Origin of the sequence: Scatolibacter rhodanostii, from assembly GCF_900197595.1 — a bacterium.
GTDB lineage: Bacteria > Bacillota > Clostridia > Oscillospirales > Acutalibacteraceae > Scatolibacter > Scatolibacter rhodanostii.
This window is the reverse complement of sequence record NZ_FZLO01000003.1, coordinates 174,330-192,309: the sequence shown is the minus strand read 5'-3', so window position 1 is coordinate 192,309 and position 17,980 is coordinate 174,330. Positions and strand designations below refer to the sequence as shown.

The window sequence follows — 17,980 nt, the reverse complement described above, 5'->3', positions numbered from 1 at the left end:
AACGCTAGACCGGCTATATGGCAATATAAATTAGACAAAACATAAAAACATGGGTTTAAATTTTGTCAGAGATTGGTTTTTTCGTTTTTAGAATACAATTAGCGGAATTTTGTTGAAATTCATCAGTTTATGTTGTACAATAACAAATTGAAAAGGGAGGCTGTTAAATTATGATAATTAAGACCAACTGGCACTCATTTGACGCCATCCTGCGTTCAGAGTACGGAGAAAATTTGGCAAGCGGTGAAGCTAGCATTTCAGTAGCACGGCAATTTGTAACATTCGAGAGCGATTTCGTTCCGCTTTATCCAATTGGCACACCAATGGAAATTGTGCGTCTGCATCAGGGAGAAGAAATCCACCGTTTCACAGGCAAAGTCTACTTGTCAGATAAAAAACTAATGCGCATTGTTTCGGTTAAAGATGAACTTCTGCCAGGGTCAGAGCGCTTTTATAACGAAAACATGGACATAAATGCAGTTTTAACTTCTATGGCTCCTATAGAAGAAGGAAAGAAGAAAATACGATTTAGAAAACAACCGGAAATTGAACCGGAGAGCATAAAAAGTCATGCTGTAAAAATCACAGCATTATCAGAAGACAGACTGATTTTCAGATTTGAAGCTGCAGAAAATCTAGATTTGTTTTCACAGACACAAGAGGATAAAGATTTTTGGGATATTATGAGCACCACTACAACAGAAGTAAAAACTGGTGAACATTTTCTCATTAAAATAGAGGCACCACTTTCACTGGAGACGGAAATAGAGGTGTCTAAACCGTTTTATTTTGGGCAATATGCGTCATATGCCTGTCAGTTTATCAACTTACCGAAGAAGAGCAGCAAAGAAATCTCCTCTTTTTTATGGGAATACAATATACAAAATAATAAATTATTCTGAAGGCGGGCTTAGGTGATGCAACAGCTTCCGCAAATTTTGCGGTTGTGTATCAGCAATGGCCTGCTTATTTTCTTCAATTGTTAGATAGAGCTCTTTTCGCCAAATTTTACATTTTTCAGGGGCGGTAATGCCTAAACGTACTTGTTTACCGACTTCAGTAACAGTGATTTCAATGATTTCTTCGCCCAAATCAATGACAACCGAGTCGCCTTCTTTTCTTGTAATAATTAGCATAGTTCGGCCTCCTTTGTCAGAAGAAAGCGCAGTGGATAATCTTGGTCAAGAATAATTTGTGCACCAAGATTTTTTTGCACGTTAATGATAATGGGACTTTTGAGATTGACGTGCATTTGGTCTAGGTTGTTGGACACAACGGCAACTGTCCAACAGACAAGTTCTCCTTCTCCTAACAAAGAGTCAATTTGTTCCGGCAACTTCGGCGTATAGAAAGAAGCTAGGGGAGTTGGATCATATAGAATGAAACAGATATTGGGGTCATCTATCGATTGCAACCAAACAATATGACGACCGATTTCCGGATCAAAAATCAAGGTAAATTTTTGGTATTCTTCAAAACCAAATAAAGGTTGTACAAAATGGATGATTTCATTTTGAGAGATTTCAATCTCACCAAAATCTCGTGTTTTACAAGTCATATCTGCTCTCCTAATTACAAGTAAAGATGTAATTCTTCTAGTAAGGATAAAATTCTAAATAAGTCGTCAATTTTTGCAAGACATCGAAAAAACTGTCTGCATAAGGCTTACCAAAACAAATAAAGATAAATCAATTTTACTTTACATTTTGATAAAGCTTATGCAGATATTCTTGCAAAGAATCAGAGGCTGATTAAACAACCTCTGACTCACCAAGAAGGGTGGGATCGGCACTGGGGGGCACATACATCGGCGATCCTAAATATTCTACATCGACACTGGCGTATTCCGTAATGCGCATTTTGACACTGCCAGGAATGTATTGAAATTCAGGAGATTTAATCTCCCAGTTATAGTTGGTCTCACCGGGGGTATAATTCATTTCCATTTCATTGGGTTTCCAAGTGATATCAACACCTGCGCTGGGTAAAAAAGCGGTATAAGTTTGTGGCTGCTCCAACATTTTTTGTCGGATAATTTGAGAAATTGTCACACCATCTTCGATATTCGCCATTTGTTGACCTGCTTTAATAGTAGACCGAATATTTTGGGCAAAGATTTGTTGTGAGCGTTCTGCTGCAGAGCGAATTTGATCACCGACAGTAACAATGCCCAAAGATTTTCGAGCTTCATAGCTGTCTAAACGCAATTCACCCGGTTCAGTTCTAATCTTGAGTTGAGACGCAGTGGTTTCTACATCAGCACGAGGGATAAAGTTTTGCTGATATTCAAGTTTTGCCGGCGTAATCTCCAACTCATACTTCATGGGGTTAGTTGTGATTTTTAATAACTGCATGGCTACACCTTCCTTCAATTAAACACTAGGCGCTGTTGGTAAATATGGATAATAGGATAAGTTAGAATACAAAAATGCTCAAAAATTCTGTTTGTCAGCTATCATTTTATCTCAAAACCAGACTTATTTTCAAGATAAAATCATCAAATTAATTGAGAAAATCCATTAATGAGGTTGGCAAAATGCGTGACCCCATTTGAAGAACTGCTTTCAGAACATAATCGTTCATGGTAAGCGCAGTAGAAGCTTCTTTATAATCTGTTCCCATGAGCCCAAAAATGCGGGTTTCAAGATTATCGGCACTATTTTGCAATCGAGTCTGCATCGTATCTAAAAAGTTTGTTTTAGAGCCGATGTCTGTCAAATGCGAGCGGAATTTATCTGTCAGTGCGGTGAGTTGTGTGTTGCAATTTCCTAGTGCATCTTGGTTATTGGTTCTTACGTTGTTTTCAAGTTCATTCAGTAGATTGTAAATGTTATTGGGAAGTCCTGTTTCAGCATCTGTACCAAATCCCATAATGTCAAGGCCAGAGTAGGAGACCAAGAAGCCGGTGTCATCATCAACCTGACTGCCTTTCATGCGCATTCCTAAACCGATATCAAGATAAACATCTTCGTTGGCAGGAATGGTCTGTCTGACATTGTTGCTATCCATGTAAAAATAGCCGTTGTCATCTTTTGAAATAGAATCTACAGCAATTCCATTATAAAGAAGTTTTCCGTCTGAATTGGTCTCAAAAGGAACGGACATACCGGAATTAGAACCGCCAAAGAGATAGCGTTGACCAAATTTAGTATTTGAAAGGCTTAAAATCTGGTCTTTCAGTGATTTGATTTCATTGGCAATAGATTTGCGGGCAGCATCACCTTTTTCCTCACTCATGGCACTTACACTTAACGTGCTGATATTGACCATGAGTTCTTGAATTGTGGTCATGGTTTCTTCTGCCATGGAGAGTTCGTCGTTAACGGATTTCACATTGCTTAGTTGTTTTTCCGCTTTATATAAATCTGTTCTTGCTCGCAGTACTCTTGTGCCGGAAGAAACGTCTTCTGACAAACTGGTAAAGCGATTTTTAGAGGCTATTTGTTCGTTGGTTTTAGCATAAGCTGCTTGTGCTTGATTTAGATATTTAAGATAGTTACGTGCGGTACTTCTGTCGGATACTCTCATTTGAATATACCCCTTTCCCTATGAGCAGATTATAAACCGGTACGACCCATTCGATTGATAACAATCTCAAGCAGGTCATCTAATGTTGTCATAAAACGCGCGGCAGCTTCGTAAGCTTTTTGGAATTTCATCATATCAGCGGTTTCTTCATCTCGTGAAACACCTGAAATTTCATCTCGGCGATCCAAAAAGTCATTGGCGACTGTTGCAGTAGCTTCTTGGCGTCCGTTTTGAAAGCTTAAATCAGAAGCAAGCTTTCCTAACATAGTGATTTCAAAATCCACAAAACTTCCCGTGAATTTTTCGCCGTAAGAAGTGAAGGTATAAGAAGATTCTGTAAGAAGATTTGCAATTTGTTGGGCATAGTCCTCTACTTCTTCATCTCGGTTATAGATAAAATAGCCGGCACCGTTTTGCGTCCATTCTTTACTGACAGAAATATTGCCGGCAGTAAGGGCTACATTTGGGTTCGCTGAATCATCATTTTTATTGCCCAAAAGGGTTTTGTAAACAATATTACCGTCTGCATCAACCTGTGGTTTGCCCGTTGTTTTATCATAAACAGGAACAGTGTTATTCGCTACTTCAGCCAACGATTTTGCAAAGGTATTAAGTTGGTCACGATAATAAGGAATTCCTTGGTAGGGTGTCTCTGTTTTGTTCTGCATGTTATTGCCACGACCGTTAATATAGTGCAGACTTGCTGTCAATGAGCCGCTTGCAGATGAAAAAGCTTCTCCGGTAGATTGCCAGCGGACAGAGGCGGTGTTATCTGAGTTTGTGCTGAGGTGCAGTGTATTATAGCGGTTTTCTTCAATCATCATGTGGCCGCCAAATTCGACGTTCACTTTTCCGTTAGCCAGCTGTGTGACATTAATACCACCGTAACTAGCTAGCTCATCTAGCAGTAAATTACGCTGGTCTAAAAGCTCGTTTGCTCTAAAAGACTCGTTATCGCTGGTCAGAACGGTCGCATCCTCACCAATACTTTTATTTAAATTGGCAATTTGAACTGCGATTTCATTGACACGACTTACACTGACACCTAAGTCGTTAATTTGCTGATTGGCAACGTTGACCAGATTACTGTCAAGCTGCTGCAGAACCTGCGTAATATTCTTAAACGCTGACATGACAATATTGGCTTCCGTATCCATAGTAGGGTCTTGCACAAAATCATTAAGACTGGTATACAGCTGCTGAACAGCGGAATATAAGCCTGATTCACTTGTGATATCGTGACCGTCACCCAGTGCACTTTGAATTTCGCTTAAAATGGAGGCAGCCTGTCCATGGTAACTGGAGTTTGAATATTCATCCCGAAACCGTTTATCTAAAAAGTTGTCACGCAGTTGTGAAACGCCCACGGTACTTACACCCTGTCCGGCAAGAGCAATTCGGCTGCTGGCAACTCTAGTGGTATAAGAAGAAGGCGAAACAGAAGCACGCTCAACTCGTTGACGCGTATATCCATTTGTGTCGGCATTTGCCAAGTTGTTTCCCATGATATCAAGAGATTTTTGATTGGCGAAGATAGAACTTTTGGCGGTTTCAAAACCCATAAATGTAGGACGCAAAATGAGTTCCTCCTTTAAATTTTTTCTTCAAATGAAGCTCCTACATGAGAAGCGGTTCTTTTTTTTCCGTCAGATTGATAAAGAGCGTGGTTTTCTTCAGAAGCAGAAAGCCTTTCCATAAATCTAAGCTCAGCATGGGCAAGGTCTAAAGAGATAAAATTGAGTTCTTGCAGCTGCGTGGCGGCATGCCGCATTTCAGTAAAGAGGGGAGCAAAAAGCTTTCTTTCTTCTTTATCCATCTTTTCGAGAATCTGCGTGCTGGTAAGGCTCAAAAAACCGGCATCGGCCTGCGAAGCCAAACGTTTTTTTTCCAGCCCTTCTAATTTCATCATCATAGCTTGTTGTTCTTGAAGCAATGATTCTATTTTTTCAGTATTGTGGTTTAGTAGTGCAGAACGCTTTTCTTGCTCTGAAGCAAGCATCGATTGAATTTGAATCAGCGCTTTTTGTGTAATGTCATAAAAAGCAGACATGGAATCATTCATTTAAATTTTTTCCTCCCCGATAGAATTTCCACAGATCTTTTGCAGAATAGCAGCGGCAACATCAGCTCCGGATACGGGACATGAATCGCCTTGATATTTTATCTTTAAATCTGCAATTCTCTCAGCCGAGACTTCAGCTCGTGTCTTGGCAGCGACTGAATATTTCTCCATAGCTGCTTCAATTTTAGACTGAAAAGATCCTTGAGGACTGATATTTACTATGTCAACGTTGTCCGTGTTTTTTTTCACAGACATACTCTCTTCTGCCTTTTGGGGAGCGTGAGTGCGGATAGGGGTAGAATGAAGATGATAGGTTTCATAGATACCTTTGATTTCCATAATGTAGGAACACACCTCTTTTCTAGTGAGCGAGAAAAATGAATGAAGAATTCTGTAGTCTGCAACAATTTATGCAGAAGAATTTAATCCATCTATCTAATACTAAAAATATTTTCTTACTGTATTTATTCAATTGTTTTCGGCAAAATGAAAGCCTAAATTGAATAAAAGTTAAAAATAGAGCAAAAAGTTGCTTTCAAATTGCCCGCTTGACAGCTTTTTTTGCAGAAAATTAAAGAGTTTTTTAGATAAAACTAAAACTAATATTGAATATTTAATGTATAAATATTAACTTTAAAGTTTTGAAAAATAGGAAGAATGGATTGTAAAATTGTCATTACTTTCACTGTTTTTCGACAAAATAATACTAAAATAGAGCCCGTATACTAGTTGTTTTTTGCCATAAATATACAAAACATATAAAATATCATCTTTATTCTCTCTTATAATTCTAAATTTCCTATTTACAATAAAAACACCTCATGCTATAATAAACTATCATTTAATATTATATTTAATTTAGAAGAAAGAAAAGCAAGTTGTCTCAATTTAATTATTTCTTATAACGAAACAAAGAATAAAACTTTATTCTAAATGTGATTTAAAACTAGGCTTTATCGGAGATTGTTCGTATTTCGCTATAAAACTTTTACGTTAGCTTTTAAGAAAGTCTGCCAGTGAATTTTTTTGCATTTTGCATTGCTCTATACATGGCTTAAAATGCCATAACCAGCGTTACATAATTTGAGAAAAGAGGACAACAGGGATGGAGACATTTATTGCACCAATCAAATCGATTGAGGGAATCGGCTCTTTTGAGGGAACAAAGTCCATTGAATCGCAAAAAAATGGCGGTTTTGGCGATATTTTATCACAGGCAGTCAGTGAATTGGAAGCAGCCAGTGAGACCAATCAAGCAAACGATTATCAGCTAGCTTTGGGCGATGTAGATAACCTAGCACAGCTGCAAATTGATTCACTGAAAACACAAACTTTGTTGCAGACAACCGTGCAACTGACAACACGTGCTGTTAATGCTTATAAAGAAATTATGCAGATGCAAGTCTGATATCTTGGAACTTTGCTAGTTGTTTATGTACAGTAATTGTGAGCAAGGAGCGGGATAAAATTTGAAGGACCAAAAGAAAATTAAAGATTATGTAGTTCGTGTTAAAGAATATGTTGTAGAAATGCCTAAAAAACGAAAAATTACAGTGGGAATTGTTCTAGCGGCCATTATCGTACTGGCTGTGGTTGTCACCCTAGTACTAAATGCGGGTAAATCCAATTATCGAGTAATGTATTCTAACATCGAAGCTTCTGAGGCGACAAAAGTCTATGAAGCTCTCAAAGAACTGGGAGCCGAACCGACGATGAGTGCTTCTGGTGAAGTGATGGTACCTGCAAATGAATACGATATTAGACTTTTGCAGCTCGCAGAAAAAGGGTTTCCGCAAACTACCTTGTCCTATGATATTTTTTCGAGCAACAGTGGTATGACAGTAACTGAATCAGAACGCAAACAATGGCTGATTTACCAATTGCAAGACCGCATACAAGATACACTCAAGCGTGTGAACGGTGTGGAAAATGCAGTTGTAACTATTACAGTCCCTGAGACAAGTGATTATGTTTGGGAGCAGGCTACAGATGAAGAAAAAGCATCTGCCAGTGTTTTGCTTACTTTGCAAGCGGGTGAAGAACTATCCTCTAGCCAAGTGACATCCATCAAAAATCTTGTCGCTGCCGCTGTGCCCAAAATGGAAGCATCTGAAGTGACGGTTGTAGATGCCAAAAGTTCTCTGGAGTTATTGGGTGAGGCAGAAACAACGGGTATCAGCATTAATCAAAATTTGAAGTTTGAACAAACAGTGCAAGCTCAAATTGAAGATAATATCAAACGAGTATTGACACCTCGATATGGTTCTTCTGGCGTAGTGGCGGTTGCTAAAGTTACTTTAAATTACGATAAAATGGTGACAGAGAGTATGCAGCTGCAAGAAAAGCCGGAAGATGAAGGTGGAGGGGGCTATGCTACTCACACCAAAGGACAATATACACTTAATAATGCCGAAACAGTGGATGGTATTGTCGGCGAAGAAAATAATACGGATATTCCAACCTATGGTTATACAAACCCGGATGGTGACGAAAATACTACCTACTATTCTTGGGACACTGATATTGACTACTCCTACATCAAAACACAAGTGGAAAAAGGAAACGCCGTACTGGAGAGAGCTACGGTTTCTGTTATGGTAGATGAAGAGAACTTGACACAGGCTCGACGTACAGAACTAATTAATTTGATTTCTAACAGTGCAGATATTCAGGCTGATCTTGTGTTTGTTTCTTCCTTTGATGCCGCCGCTGCAGATGTGCCAGCAGTAGCGCCTCCGGCTGAAGAAGAACAGCAGATATGGGATATGATACCTACCTCGTTCTATTTTATAGCAGCTGGTATCGTTTTTCTTATTTTCTTACTACTGGGTATCATCATTATCAGCAGACGTAGAGCGAAACGTGCCAAAGTGGCTGCAGCACTACAGGAACAAGAAGAAGAACGTCTACGCATACAGAATGAGATTGCAGCACATAAAAAGCAATTATCTGAAGCGGCTAGTTCCGGTTTAAATGCTTCTGATGACGCTGTCATGACAGAAGTGAAGGACTTTGCTAAGACAAATCCTGAAATTACAGCAAATCTCTTGCGTTCTTGGCTAAAGGAGGGTGAGTGATATGGCGACACCCGGCAGAAATAAAAAACTGTCAGCAACAGAACGTGCTGCAGCGATTATTGTGGCTTTGGGATCTTCGCAAGCGTCAGAAGTTTATAAGCATTTAACAGAAGACGAAATTGAGCGCCTTTCTATTGGCGTTGCAAAGCTGGAGAGATTGTCTTCTGAAGATATGCAGGTGATTGTAGATGACTTCTATGGTTTATGCGTTACTCAAAAAGTAATTGCAGAAGGCGGAGCTTTTTACGCCAAGGATGTTTTGGAAAAAGCATTTGGCGCACAATTGGCAGGTTCCTATATGGAGCGTGTTTCACAGGCTATGCAGACGAGGGCTTTTGAGTTTGTTAGAAAAGCAAATTATAAAAACCTGATGATGATGTTGCAAAATGAACACCCCCAAACCATTGCATTCATTCTCTCTTATGCAAAATCGGATCAAGCTTCCAAAATCATTGGGGAGTTGCCTAAAGATATGCAAATGGATGTTATCAGAAGAATTGCGACCCTCAACAGTGTTTCTCCTGAAATCATCGCAGTTGTAGAATCTGTATTAGAAAAACGCTTCTCGTCTGTGGTTACAGTGGATATGACAGAGATTGGCGGTGTCAATTATGTTGCTGATATTATGAATCATACCGACCGTACGACAGAGAAATTCATCTTTGATGAATTGGAGAAAAGTGATAAAGCATTGTCTGAGGATATTAGAAAACTCATGTTTGTCTTTGAAGATATTGTCAACTTGAGTGACATGGATATCCAGCGCATTCTGCGTGATGTTGAATCACAGGATTTGGCCATTGCAGTCAAGGGTTCGACAGAAGAAGTCAAGCAAATGTTGCTTAACAACGTTTCAACTCGTGCCAGAGAGACTATCTTGGAAGACATCCAATATCTGCGTAATGTCCGCTTGAAAGATGTTGAAGAGGCACAGCAGAGAATTGTCAATATTATCCGAAAACTGGAAGAAACAAATGAGATTACGATTTCCAGAGGCGGAGAGGAGGATATTGTGATTGCCTGATATTATAAAACAACAGGGTGCTTTCCCTGTAAGAGGTTCGGTTAGTATTCCTGATGTTATATTTGAAAATCCGGTAAAAGCAGTATCATCTATAGAAAATCAGGAAGAAACGGAAGAAAAAGAGGATTCTCCCGAAGAATTCTCCAATGAATCAGACTTGGAACAAGTAAGAACATCGACACGAGAGCCAATCTTAATGTCGAGAGAAGAAATTGCGCAATATCATGAGGCTGAATTGGCTGAAATTTGCCGGGAAGCAGAACAGAGGGCTTATAGCGACGCGCTTCGCCAAAGGCGCAGTGAGCTGACAGCTTCTCTTGAACAAGTGGATAACCTATTAGCCGAAATGCAAGTGCTGCAAGAAGAGTACATGAAACGTTATGCGCGAGAAATGAAATACATGGCAATTGATATTGCCGAAAAAATGATTATGACAAAAATAGCAGAAAACGATATGCTTTTATCCAATTTGGTTATGCATATGGTCAGCAACGTGAAAAATGCAAGTTGGCTTAACGTAGAGGTTTCTGAGCGGCTAGTTTCTTTAGTTGAATTTCTAAAAGAAGAGCTGGCAAAGACAGAATATCACGGTAGAGCCAGTGTGACTCCCACCGTTTGCGGTAATGATACTTGCCGTGTCAGCACAGAAGAGGGAACGGCAGTTGCTACTATTTCTGTACAAGCTCAAAATTTAAAAGAAGCGTTTAGAGCAGCGGAAGCTGAATAAAGAGAGGTGATCTTGAAAGTGCAGTTAGAGACTATGTTTGACCTAGCAAAATTTTATCGCATTCTTCAACTGGCAGATTTGAGATCGCATGAAGGCAAGGTCAGCAAAATTGTTGGCATGACCATGGAAGCTACCGGCTTAATTTGTAATATTGGAGATATATGCAGTATCAATCCTCAGGACACGGATGAACCTGTTCTGTGTGAAGTGGTGGGCATTTCAGGCAGTACAGCCTATCTCATGCCTTATCAGGAGATTGGCGGAATAGGATATGGCTGCCCGGTGGTGAATACAGGGCGACAGCTTAATGTTATGGCAAGCAATCAGCTTGTGGGAAGAATTGTAGACGCTTTAGGGAATCCGATTGACAGAGGTCCTGCCATTGAAGACGGTGTGCCGGTTTCAATTGAGGGCGTGTCGACGAATCCACTGGAGCGCCCTCCTATTTCAGAAGTTATGGAGCTAGGTGTCAAATCAATAGATGGTCTTCTCACCATTGGCAAAGGACAGCGTATTGGTATTTTTGCCGGTTCTGGCGTGGGTAAAAGTACACTCATGGGAACCATCGCCCGATTTGTGAAAGCGGATGTCAACGTAATTTCTCTTGTTGGTGAACGTGGACGTGAAGTGGTTGAGTTTATTGAACGAGATTTGGGGCCTGAGGGCCTTGAACGCTCCGTTTTGGTGGTGGCAACGTCTGATCAGCCGGCGATGATGCGCTATAAATGTGCGCAGACCGCCACGGCGATTGCTGAGTTCTTTCAAAAACAAGGCAAACATGTTTTGCTGATGATGGATTCTTTGACACGTTTTGCAATGGCCAAGCGCGAGATTGGCTTGAGTACCGGAGAAGCACCGGTTGCCCGTGGCTATACGCCCTCGATTTATTCCAGTTTGCCAAAGCTTTTAGAACGTTCAGGTAATTTTGAAGTAGGCTCTATTACCGGTATTTATACGGTACTGGTCGAGGGTGATGATACCAACGAGCCAGTGGCCGACACCGTTCGAAGTATTATTGATGGACATATTGTCTTATCCCGTAAGATTGCCGCTAAAAATCACTATCCGGCAATTGATGTTCTGAATAGCTTGAGCCGTTTAATGAGCGGTATTGCGGACCCCGAACACAAAAAAGCAGCCGGTGAGTTGCGAAACATGATGTCACTTTATCGTGACAATGAAGATTTGATCTCGATTGGTGCTTACAAGAAAGGTTCGAATCCCGGGTTAGATGCCGCGATTGCTCATATAGAGGGAATTAATCGATTCCTTCAACAGCAAGTTGGCGAAGCTTATGATTTTGATCAAACCGTTCAAATGCTTAAAGAAGCTGTCAGATAAAGGGGGAATAGGGCTTGAAGACTTTTGCTTTTTCATTGGCTCGCATGCGCAATTATAAGCAGCAGTTGTTGGACAAAGAAAAACACACCTTGTCCGCCTTGCGCAAAAAACGTCAAGAAATTGAACAGCAAATGATTGAATTGGAAAAACATCGGATAGAAAAACACCTTGAATTGCAAACAAAACAGCAACAAGGCATGAATGCCACGGAGTTGTGTTCTTATAAATTTTGGATAGAAAACTCGAAGCACCAATTAAAAGATTTAGAGCTCGCTTTAATTAAAGCAGATAAAGAAGTCGAACATCAGCTTCAAATTGTAGTCATTGCCTCTCAAGATGTATCGGCACTAGATAAACTGGAAGAAAAGCAAAAAGACGAATTCCAGTTGCTGGAAAACAAAGAAAAAGAGCTTGAAATTTTGGAATATGTAACCATTGATTTGGTTCGAAATCAGCAGACTACATAATGTTCGATACGGTTCATTGCCGTTCGATATAGAATTTTAGTGAGGAAAGGAGGTGAAAACATGAATCAAGCAGTATCTGCTCAAACGCAAGGAACCATTGCTAAAGCAGAGAACTTTAAAAGTGGCGGTGTTCGCGCCGGTAAGAAATTGGAAACAAACCAATCTGACCCTTTTCTAGCGATTATAGAAAACATGCTGGGCTCCGTTACCACACAAGAACAAATGGTATCGTTAGAGGGCGAAAAAACCCAAGAAAATGAATCTTCTGATGAAACCATACAAGCTTTTGCAGCGATGTTCGCAGCCTCTTCAGAAGTTTTGCCATTTGTTCAGATGACGACAGATGACGAATCAAGTGGTTTAGAACTAGGACAAAAAACAGATCAAGAGGTCTTGCAAGAAATTGTTTCGAATACCCAAGTTGTCAATTTGTCAGATTTGTGGCAGAACCAGACTTTACAGAATCAAACGTTACCTCTTGTAGCAGTAAATGTGTCTGAAGAGCAAATTACTCCTCAAATTAAATCTCCGAAGTCTGATTTTCTTTCAAATTTGCAAGAGAATTTGAATACCGAATCGGTAGCATCTTTTGCAGACATAACCAGTGTTACATGGGAGAATCAGAGTACACCGACAAATGATGAGGAAACCAGTGGGGATTTGCTTTCCTCACAGCGGCAGTTTTTTAATGCAGTCAATCAAGCTAAGAGTAAGATTGCAAACGATGGGCAAGACAACGATTTAGATAAGACTGAAGATGGACAAGTGGAAATACCTTTTATACCAAAAGAGATAAAGGCTTCTCCGACTAATACAACTTCTTCACTAAAGGAAACTTCTGCGATAGAAACACCCCTTTTAGAACAGTTGACCACAGGAATTACAGAACACATCACTGAAAGCAAAAATGAATTCACGATGACTTTGAAACCAGAGGCACTGGGAGAAATCACAGTGAAACTGTTAGAAACAGAGGGTGGAAAGAAGACACTTCATATTGTCGCAGCCAATGCACAAACAGCGCAGCTTCTCAATCAAGAGCTAGAAGCACTTAAAGAAGCCGTTAGACCCATGCAGGTTGAGGTACACGAAGTCGTGCAAAAAACACCGGAGAGTTCACAATCTTTTTTACAGCAATTTGATATGTCGGGTCAACAATTCGGGCAGCAGCAATCTTCTCCTCAACACAGCTCTCAAACACAGCACTATAGAGGAGCACAATCTTCTTTTGAAGATGAAATGAATGAAGAAGCAGAGCAACTTTTAGCGGCTTCAGGAATGAATATTTATGTTTAAAATAAAAGAAGAAAGGAGAAAAGTAAATGGCCTCAGTAGATAGAGTTTTAGGAAGTTCCAATAACTATAATGCAGTTTTTACCGATAAGACTGATAATGCAGAAATGGATCAAATGGACTTCATTAAACTTATGGTAGCACAGCTGCAAAATCAGGATTTTACCGATCCTATGGACAACTCGACAATGATTACGCAAATGGCACAGTTTTCTAATATGCAGCAGATGCAGCAAATGACAGCTTACTCTAAAACCAATTATGCGGCTTCTATGGTGGGAAAAACAGTGACGGCCTCTCGTTATACAGTGGGCGGCGATTTGGACACTACCACAGGCATGGTGCAAAAAATTTCATTAGTGGATGATGAATATGTAGTGTATGTGGGCGGAAAAAAATATTCACTTTCACAAATCATGTCTATTCAAAGCGGTCAAGACAGTGGAAAGAGTGTCATTAATCCTGCAGCTTATAATTTAAAGATGGGGATAGTGAAGTCAGACTCTGCAAACATAAAGTGGGAAGTGCCCACAGAGGATGAAATGGTTATCGCAGGTCTTAAATACTCTGTGTATTACACAAATGAAGACGGTGACTTTGATACAGTAGAAAAAGTAGAAGCCGGAACAAAATCAAGTGTGATAAATCAAAAGAATATTACAGCAGCAGACCTAAGTAATTTAGAGTCAGGCCAAAAATATCAAGCAAACGTCGTTGTCACGGATGACAGCGGAAACAAAGCCGTTTATAAACCAGTTACATTTACAACCTTAAGGAGCTGATTATCATGGATGATATTCGCCTCAAATTCTATTCGCCGATTGTTACAGGCAAACCCGTAGCATCACTGGATGCAATAAAACAGCAGAAACAGAATGCACAGACCGAAAATAGCTTTCAATCCATTTTACAGGAAAAAATCAATCAGAACAGCGAAGTTTCCTTTTCAAAGCATGCCGTTAAACGAACAATTGAACACAATATTGAGCTGACAGATGAAAGTCTTGCTCGATTGAACGAAGGTGTGCGGCTTGCGAGTGAGAGGAATTTAGATGATACCCTGATTTTAGTGGGCGGAACAGCATTTGTGGTCAACGTGAAAAATAACACAGTGATAACGGCGATGGAGAACAGCGAAATACAAGGAAACGTTTTTACAAACATTAATGGAACCGTGATTATATAAGCCGGACCTTTTGAGGAAGCTTTTTCGCATTTTGAATGATAGATAAATGCGACGCGGTTCAACATAAGGAGATAAAATTTATGAACAGAGCGATGTTTTCGGGTGTGGCAGGTTTAAAAACCCACCAGACCAAAATGGACGTTATCGGTAACAATATCGCCAACGTCAATACATATGGATATAAATCACAGAGAGCTGTCTTCAGTGATATTTACTACCAGAACATCAAAAGTGCTTCTGGCGGAACAACAAACCGTGGTGGTATTAACCCCTCCAGTGTTGGTTATGGTTCGTCTTTGGCTGCCATTCAGACACAAATGTCACAATCAAGTATGCAAAACACTGGTTTTGGCATGGACGTAGCCATCACCGGAGAAGGATTTTTGCAGGTCATGGATTCAGACGGTAATATTTTCTATACAAAAGCCGGCTTGCTGGATTATGATTCGAACGGTTATCTAACGGATATTAACGGTAACTTTGTTCTTGGTGCAACAGGTTCAACAGCCGATCCCAGCGCCCAAAAGATTAAACTTGATAATATTGGTGCTGTAGAGCCAAAAAAACCATCTGTCACAGAGAAGATTAACGGAATTGAATTCACGTTGTCTGCTTCTAATACAACAAAATACGGCAATGTATCTCTGTCAATGAGTTCCAGTGAAAATCTACCCCAGGGAAAAGCAGCAGAAGCAACTATTTCAGCCAGTGGTGGTATTAGCGTACAGCTGAATGCCTATGAGAAATTTGCGTCTATGACAGATTTGAACAATGCAATTAATGCAGCTATTACAGAAGCAAACGGCGGCGAGCAGCACAAAGCGGGTGTATTTACACTCACAGGAAGTGAAGGAATTGAAGAAAAGTTTGCAGCAGGTGCCTTAACTGGTGCGCAAATTTCAAGCTTTGAATATAAAAATGAAGGCGGCAAGATTTCTGGTGCTACTGATACTATTTTTGGCGGCAAGATGTCATTTGTCAAAACCAGCACTGATTTCAGCGCGTCTGATGTTGTTACCGCTTTTAACGCAGTCTATAAAGACAACGGCACTGACACTCCATCTTGGGGCATTTCTCTTACCGTAGACGGTAAAACCTATTCTGCCGATATAGCAAAAGATTCACAGTCTTCTTCTGTGTTGTTGAAAAGTGCTGAAGGCGAATATATTGAGGTAACGAATCCCGGTTTTGAAGCACTCAAAAATCAGTATAAAACAGTGAATGGCAATGCAGAGCCTACAGACGGTGAATCATTAGATGCCTTGCAGGGTACAGATACACTTTCTTTCTCACCGGCTGTTCCCTCAAAAGACTTAGGCCTTTCTTCTACAAGCTTTGCTTTAAAAGGCGGCACTGAAGGCGGTGTTGTAACGCTTGATCAATTAGCCAGTATCGCTATTGGCGCAGACGGTACAATTTCTGTCAGCCATGCTGAAAAAGGAGTTGTGGTGGCAGGTAAAATTTCTTTGGCAAGTTTTGCGAATCCAAGCGGTTTACAGCTTGAAGGCAATAACTACTATTCTGCAACAGCAAACTCGGGCGAACCAAAACTGTCTGATCCCGGCAGCGATGGAACCGGCGGACTAAAGAGCAGCTCTCTTGAAATGTCAAACGTCGATCTTTCAGGCGAATTTGCAGAAATGATTACAACCCAACGTGGTTTTCAGGCTAACTCTCGTATTATCACGGTTTCAGATACCATGCTGGAAGAATTAATTAATTTGAAGAGATAAATAAATGGCTTATGACGGTAAATTTTGCCGTCATAGGCATGAGGGAAAGCCTTTCCCTTATGCCTATGACTTGATTATAAGCCAGAGTTGAAATCAAAGAGAGGAACAAGGGAAAATGATTAATTTGACAAAGATAAATGGCACCAGCTTTTTGCTGAATTCAGATTTGATTGAGACCATTGAAGAAACACCAGACACAACGATTCGTTTGGTCACGAAAAACTATTATATTGTAAAAGAATCAATGCTCGAAATCATTGATAAAGTAATAGATTTCAAGAAGAACTGCAGTAGTTTTCTAAATAATAAAGAAACCACTGGTAAGTGAGCTTTTTCGCCGAAACGCTGTAGCAATAAAAATTACAATTTGTTGATGACAGTACTTATAAAAAGGGCCGCGTATACTGTATTAAAAAGTATGCTTTATGACAACTTGGCGGAGATTGTCTCTTTTTAAAGAAAAATGAATGCAATTTTTATCAGTGACAGCCATCTAAATATTGGATAGGAAGTTAATTTTAAGATAAAGGAGGGTGGCAAAATCTGTGGCAGAGATATTACAGCAAAGCCAAATTGATGAACTATTGAATCGAATGCGCTCTGGTGATGTGCAAAATGCAGAAAAATCACAAGAAGAAAAAGTAAAACCATATGATTTTACATCGCCTAAGAAATTCACTAAAGATCAATTAAAATCGCTAAGCAATTTATATGAAAATTACGCTCGCATTTTGTCTTCTTATTTTACCAGGATTCTGAGGAGCGTTTGTGAAGTAACCATTGCACAAATAGAAGAGCAGCGATACTCTGAATTTAACAATGCATTGCCAGACAATACACTGGTAGGTATGATTGCTTTTAACCCAGAATCAGCTAACTATGATGAAAGCACTTTAATGATGGAACTATCAACCTCGTTGGGTTTCTTGTTGATAGATCGGTTAATGGGCGGCTCTCAATCTGTATATTCGCCTGATCGAAATTATACAGATATTGAGATGTCATTAATCCAAGTGGTGTTAGAAAATGTAACTCGATATATGCAGGAAGCATGGAGCAACTTTTTTGCTCTAAAAACATCCCTTCGCAGTATTGAAACCAACGGGCGCCTTTTACAAGCCTATTCACAGCAGGACATAGTGGTTATCTCTACTTTTGAAATTGTGAATGAGAACTATAAAGGAACAATTAACATCTGTATGCCTGCTGAAAATCTAGAGCAAATCATAAACAGTTTTAGTGTAAAGTATGCACATTCAGCTGCCAATAAAGTGCAAGACCCTGAAAAAGAAAAAGTAAAAAAAGAAATGGTTTTAGGATACTTAAAACAGTCTGATTTAGAGGTTGAGGCAGTTTTAGAATGCAGCAAAATGGCATTGAATGATGTAGCCTTATTGCAAAAAAACGATGTGATTGTGCTAAATAAAAAGATAGATATGGACATTGTGGTTAATATTGAGAAAATTCCATGGTATACTGCCCGGCTAGGGAAAGTAGACGAAAAAAAAGCAATAAAGCTTGTTGATATACTTGTTAAATGAA

At 39.8% G+C, this 17,980-nt stretch carries 20 protein-coding genes; 13 read left to right on the top strand and 7 right to left on the bottom strand.

What is annotated here, in order from left to right; all coding sequences use genetic code 11:
• The first annotated feature begins 170 nt into the window (after positions 1 to 170).
• The gene (locus CS931_RS08375; RefSeq protein WP_099205327.1) at positions 171 to 902 is read left to right on the top strand and encodes a hypothetical protein; all 732 of its coding nucleotides are present in this window, start codon (positions 171 to 173) and stop codon (positions 900 to 902) included.
• Here the strand turns inward: CS931_RS08375 and CS931_RS08370 are convergent.
• From CS931_RS08370 to CS931_RS08340, 7 genes are all read right to left on the bottom strand, one after another.
• Positions 894 to 1,136 carry a carbon storage regulator gene (locus CS931_RS08370; protein WP_099205326.1) on the bottom strand — a complete coding sequence of 81 codons (243 nt, stop codon included), beginning with the start codon at positions 1,134 to 1,136 and terminating at the stop codon, positions 894 to 896. The genes CS931_RS08375 and CS931_RS08370 overlap by 9 nt on opposite strands.
• Positions 1,130 to 1,558 (bottom strand): flagellar assembly protein FliW, encoded by a 429-nt coding sequence (gene fliW, locus CS931_RS08365; RefSeq protein ID WP_099205325.1) that lies wholly within the window; start codon positions 1,556 to 1,558, stop codon positions 1,130 to 1,132. Before fliW ends, CS931_RS08370 begins: the two co-directional genes overlap by 7 nt.
• A 193-nt stretch (positions 1,559 to 1,751) precedes the next feature.
• The gene (locus tag CS931_RS08360) at positions 1,752 to 2,354 is read right to left on the bottom strand and encodes a DUF6470 family protein (protein WP_099205324.1); all 603 of its coding nucleotides are present in this window, start codon (positions 2,352 to 2,354) and stop codon (positions 1,752 to 1,754) included.
• A 148-nt stretch (positions 2,355 to 2,502) separates the two neighbouring features.
• Positions 2,503 to 3,528, bottom strand: a complete 1,026-nt coding sequence (locus tag CS931_RS08355) for a flagellin N-terminal helical domain-containing protein (RefSeq protein ID WP_099205323.1) — start codon at positions 3,526 to 3,528, stop codon at positions 2,503 to 2,505.
• 29 nt (positions 3,529 to 3,557) lie between these two features.
• Entirely contained in the window at positions 3,558 to 5,105 is a 1,548-nt protein-coding gene (flgK, locus tag CS931_RS08350; RefSeq protein WP_099205322.1) for a flagellar hook-associated protein FlgK, read from the bottom strand.
• Positions 5,106 to 5,119: 14 nt separating this feature from the next.
• Positions 5,120 to 5,590, bottom strand: a complete 471-nt coding sequence (gene flgN, locus CS931_RS08345; protein WP_099205321.1) for a flagellar export chaperone FlgN — start codon at positions 5,588 to 5,590, stop codon at positions 5,120 to 5,122.
• The gene (locus CS931_RS08340) at positions 5,591 to 5,929 is read right to left on the bottom strand and encodes a hypothetical protein (RefSeq protein WP_099205320.1); all 339 of its coding nucleotides are present in this window, start codon (positions 5,927 to 5,929) and stop codon (positions 5,591 to 5,593) included.
• Between the two features lie 766 nt (positions 5,930 to 6,695).
• On the opposite strand from CS931_RS08340, the gene fliE reads away from it, so the two are divergent.
• The 12 genes from fliE to fliM all read left to right on the top strand — a co-directional run bounded on the left by fliE (position 6,696) and on the right by fliM (position 17,979).
• Positions 6,696 to 6,998 (top strand): flagellar hook-basal body complex protein FliE, encoded by a 303-nt coding sequence (fliE, locus tag CS931_RS08335; RefSeq protein WP_099205319.1) that lies wholly within the window; start codon positions 6,696 to 6,698, stop codon positions 6,996 to 6,998.
• 61 nt (positions 6,999 to 7,059) lie between these two features.
• Positions 7,060 to 8,667 carry a flagellar basal-body MS-ring/collar protein FliF gene (fliF, locus tag CS931_RS08330; RefSeq protein ID WP_099205318.1) on the top strand — a complete coding sequence of 536 codons (1,608 nt, stop codon included), beginning with the start codon at positions 7,060 to 7,062 and terminating at the stop codon, positions 8,665 to 8,667.
• Position 8,668: 1 nt separating this feature from the next.
• On the top strand, positions 8,669 to 9,691 hold the full coding sequence (gene fliG, locus CS931_RS08325; protein ID WP_099205317.1) for a flagellar motor switch protein FliG: 1,023 nt from the start codon (positions 8,669 to 8,671) through the stop codon (positions 9,689 to 9,691).
• Entirely contained in the window at positions 9,684 to 10,418 is a 735-nt protein-coding gene (locus CS931_RS08320; protein WP_099205316.1) for a FliH/SctL family protein, read from the top strand. Before fliG ends, CS931_RS08320 begins: the two co-directional genes overlap by 8 nt.
• Positions 10,419 to 10,451: 33 nt before the next feature.
• On the top strand, positions 10,452 to 11,759 hold the full coding sequence (locus tag CS931_RS08315; protein WP_099205437.1) for a FliI/YscN family ATPase: 1,308 nt from the start codon (positions 10,452 to 10,454) through the stop codon (positions 11,757 to 11,759).
• Positions 11,760 to 11,773: 14 nt separating this feature from the next.
• Positions 11,774 to 12,226, top strand: a complete 453-nt coding sequence (locus CS931_RS08310) for a flagellar export protein FliJ (protein WP_099205315.1) — start codon at positions 11,774 to 11,776, stop codon at positions 12,224 to 12,226.
• Between the two features lie 60 nt (positions 12,227 to 12,286).
• On the top strand, positions 12,287 to 13,522 hold the full coding sequence (locus CS931_RS08305; RefSeq protein WP_099205314.1) for a flagellar hook-length control protein FliK: 1,236 nt from the start codon (positions 12,287 to 12,289) through the stop codon (positions 13,520 to 13,522).
• A 26-nt stretch (positions 13,523 to 13,548) separates the two neighbouring features.
• The gene (locus tag CS931_RS08300) at positions 13,549 to 14,301 is read left to right on the top strand and encodes a flagellar hook capping FlgD N-terminal domain-containing protein (RefSeq protein ID WP_099205313.1); all 753 of its coding nucleotides are present in this window, start codon (positions 13,549 to 13,551) and stop codon (positions 14,299 to 14,301) included.
• A gap of 5 nt (positions 14,302 to 14,306) precedes the next feature.
• The gene (locus tag CS931_RS08295) at positions 14,307 to 14,705 is read left to right on the top strand and encodes a TIGR02530 family flagellar biosynthesis protein (protein ID WP_099205312.1); all 399 of its coding nucleotides are present in this window, start codon (positions 14,307 to 14,309) and stop codon (positions 14,703 to 14,705) included.
• 80 nt (positions 14,706 to 14,785) lie between these two features.
• Positions 14,786 to 16,438 carry a flagellar hook protein FlgE gene (locus CS931_RS08290; protein ID WP_242964943.1) on the top strand — a complete coding sequence of 551 codons (1,653 nt, stop codon included), beginning with the start codon at positions 14,786 to 14,788 and terminating at the stop codon, positions 16,436 to 16,438.
• Positions 16,439 to 16,553: 115 nt separating this feature from the next.
• Positions 16,554 to 16,766, top strand: a complete 213-nt coding sequence (locus CS931_RS08285) for a flagellar FlbD family protein (RefSeq protein ID WP_099205311.1) — start codon at positions 16,554 to 16,556, stop codon at positions 16,764 to 16,766.
• 217 nt (positions 16,767 to 16,983) lie between these two features.
• A complete protein-coding gene (gene fliM / locus CS931_RS08280; RefSeq protein ID WP_099205310.1) occupies positions 16,984 to 17,979 on the top strand; it encodes a flagellar motor switch protein FliM in 996 nt (331 codons plus the stop codon).
• Position 17,980 lies beyond the last annotated feature (1 nt).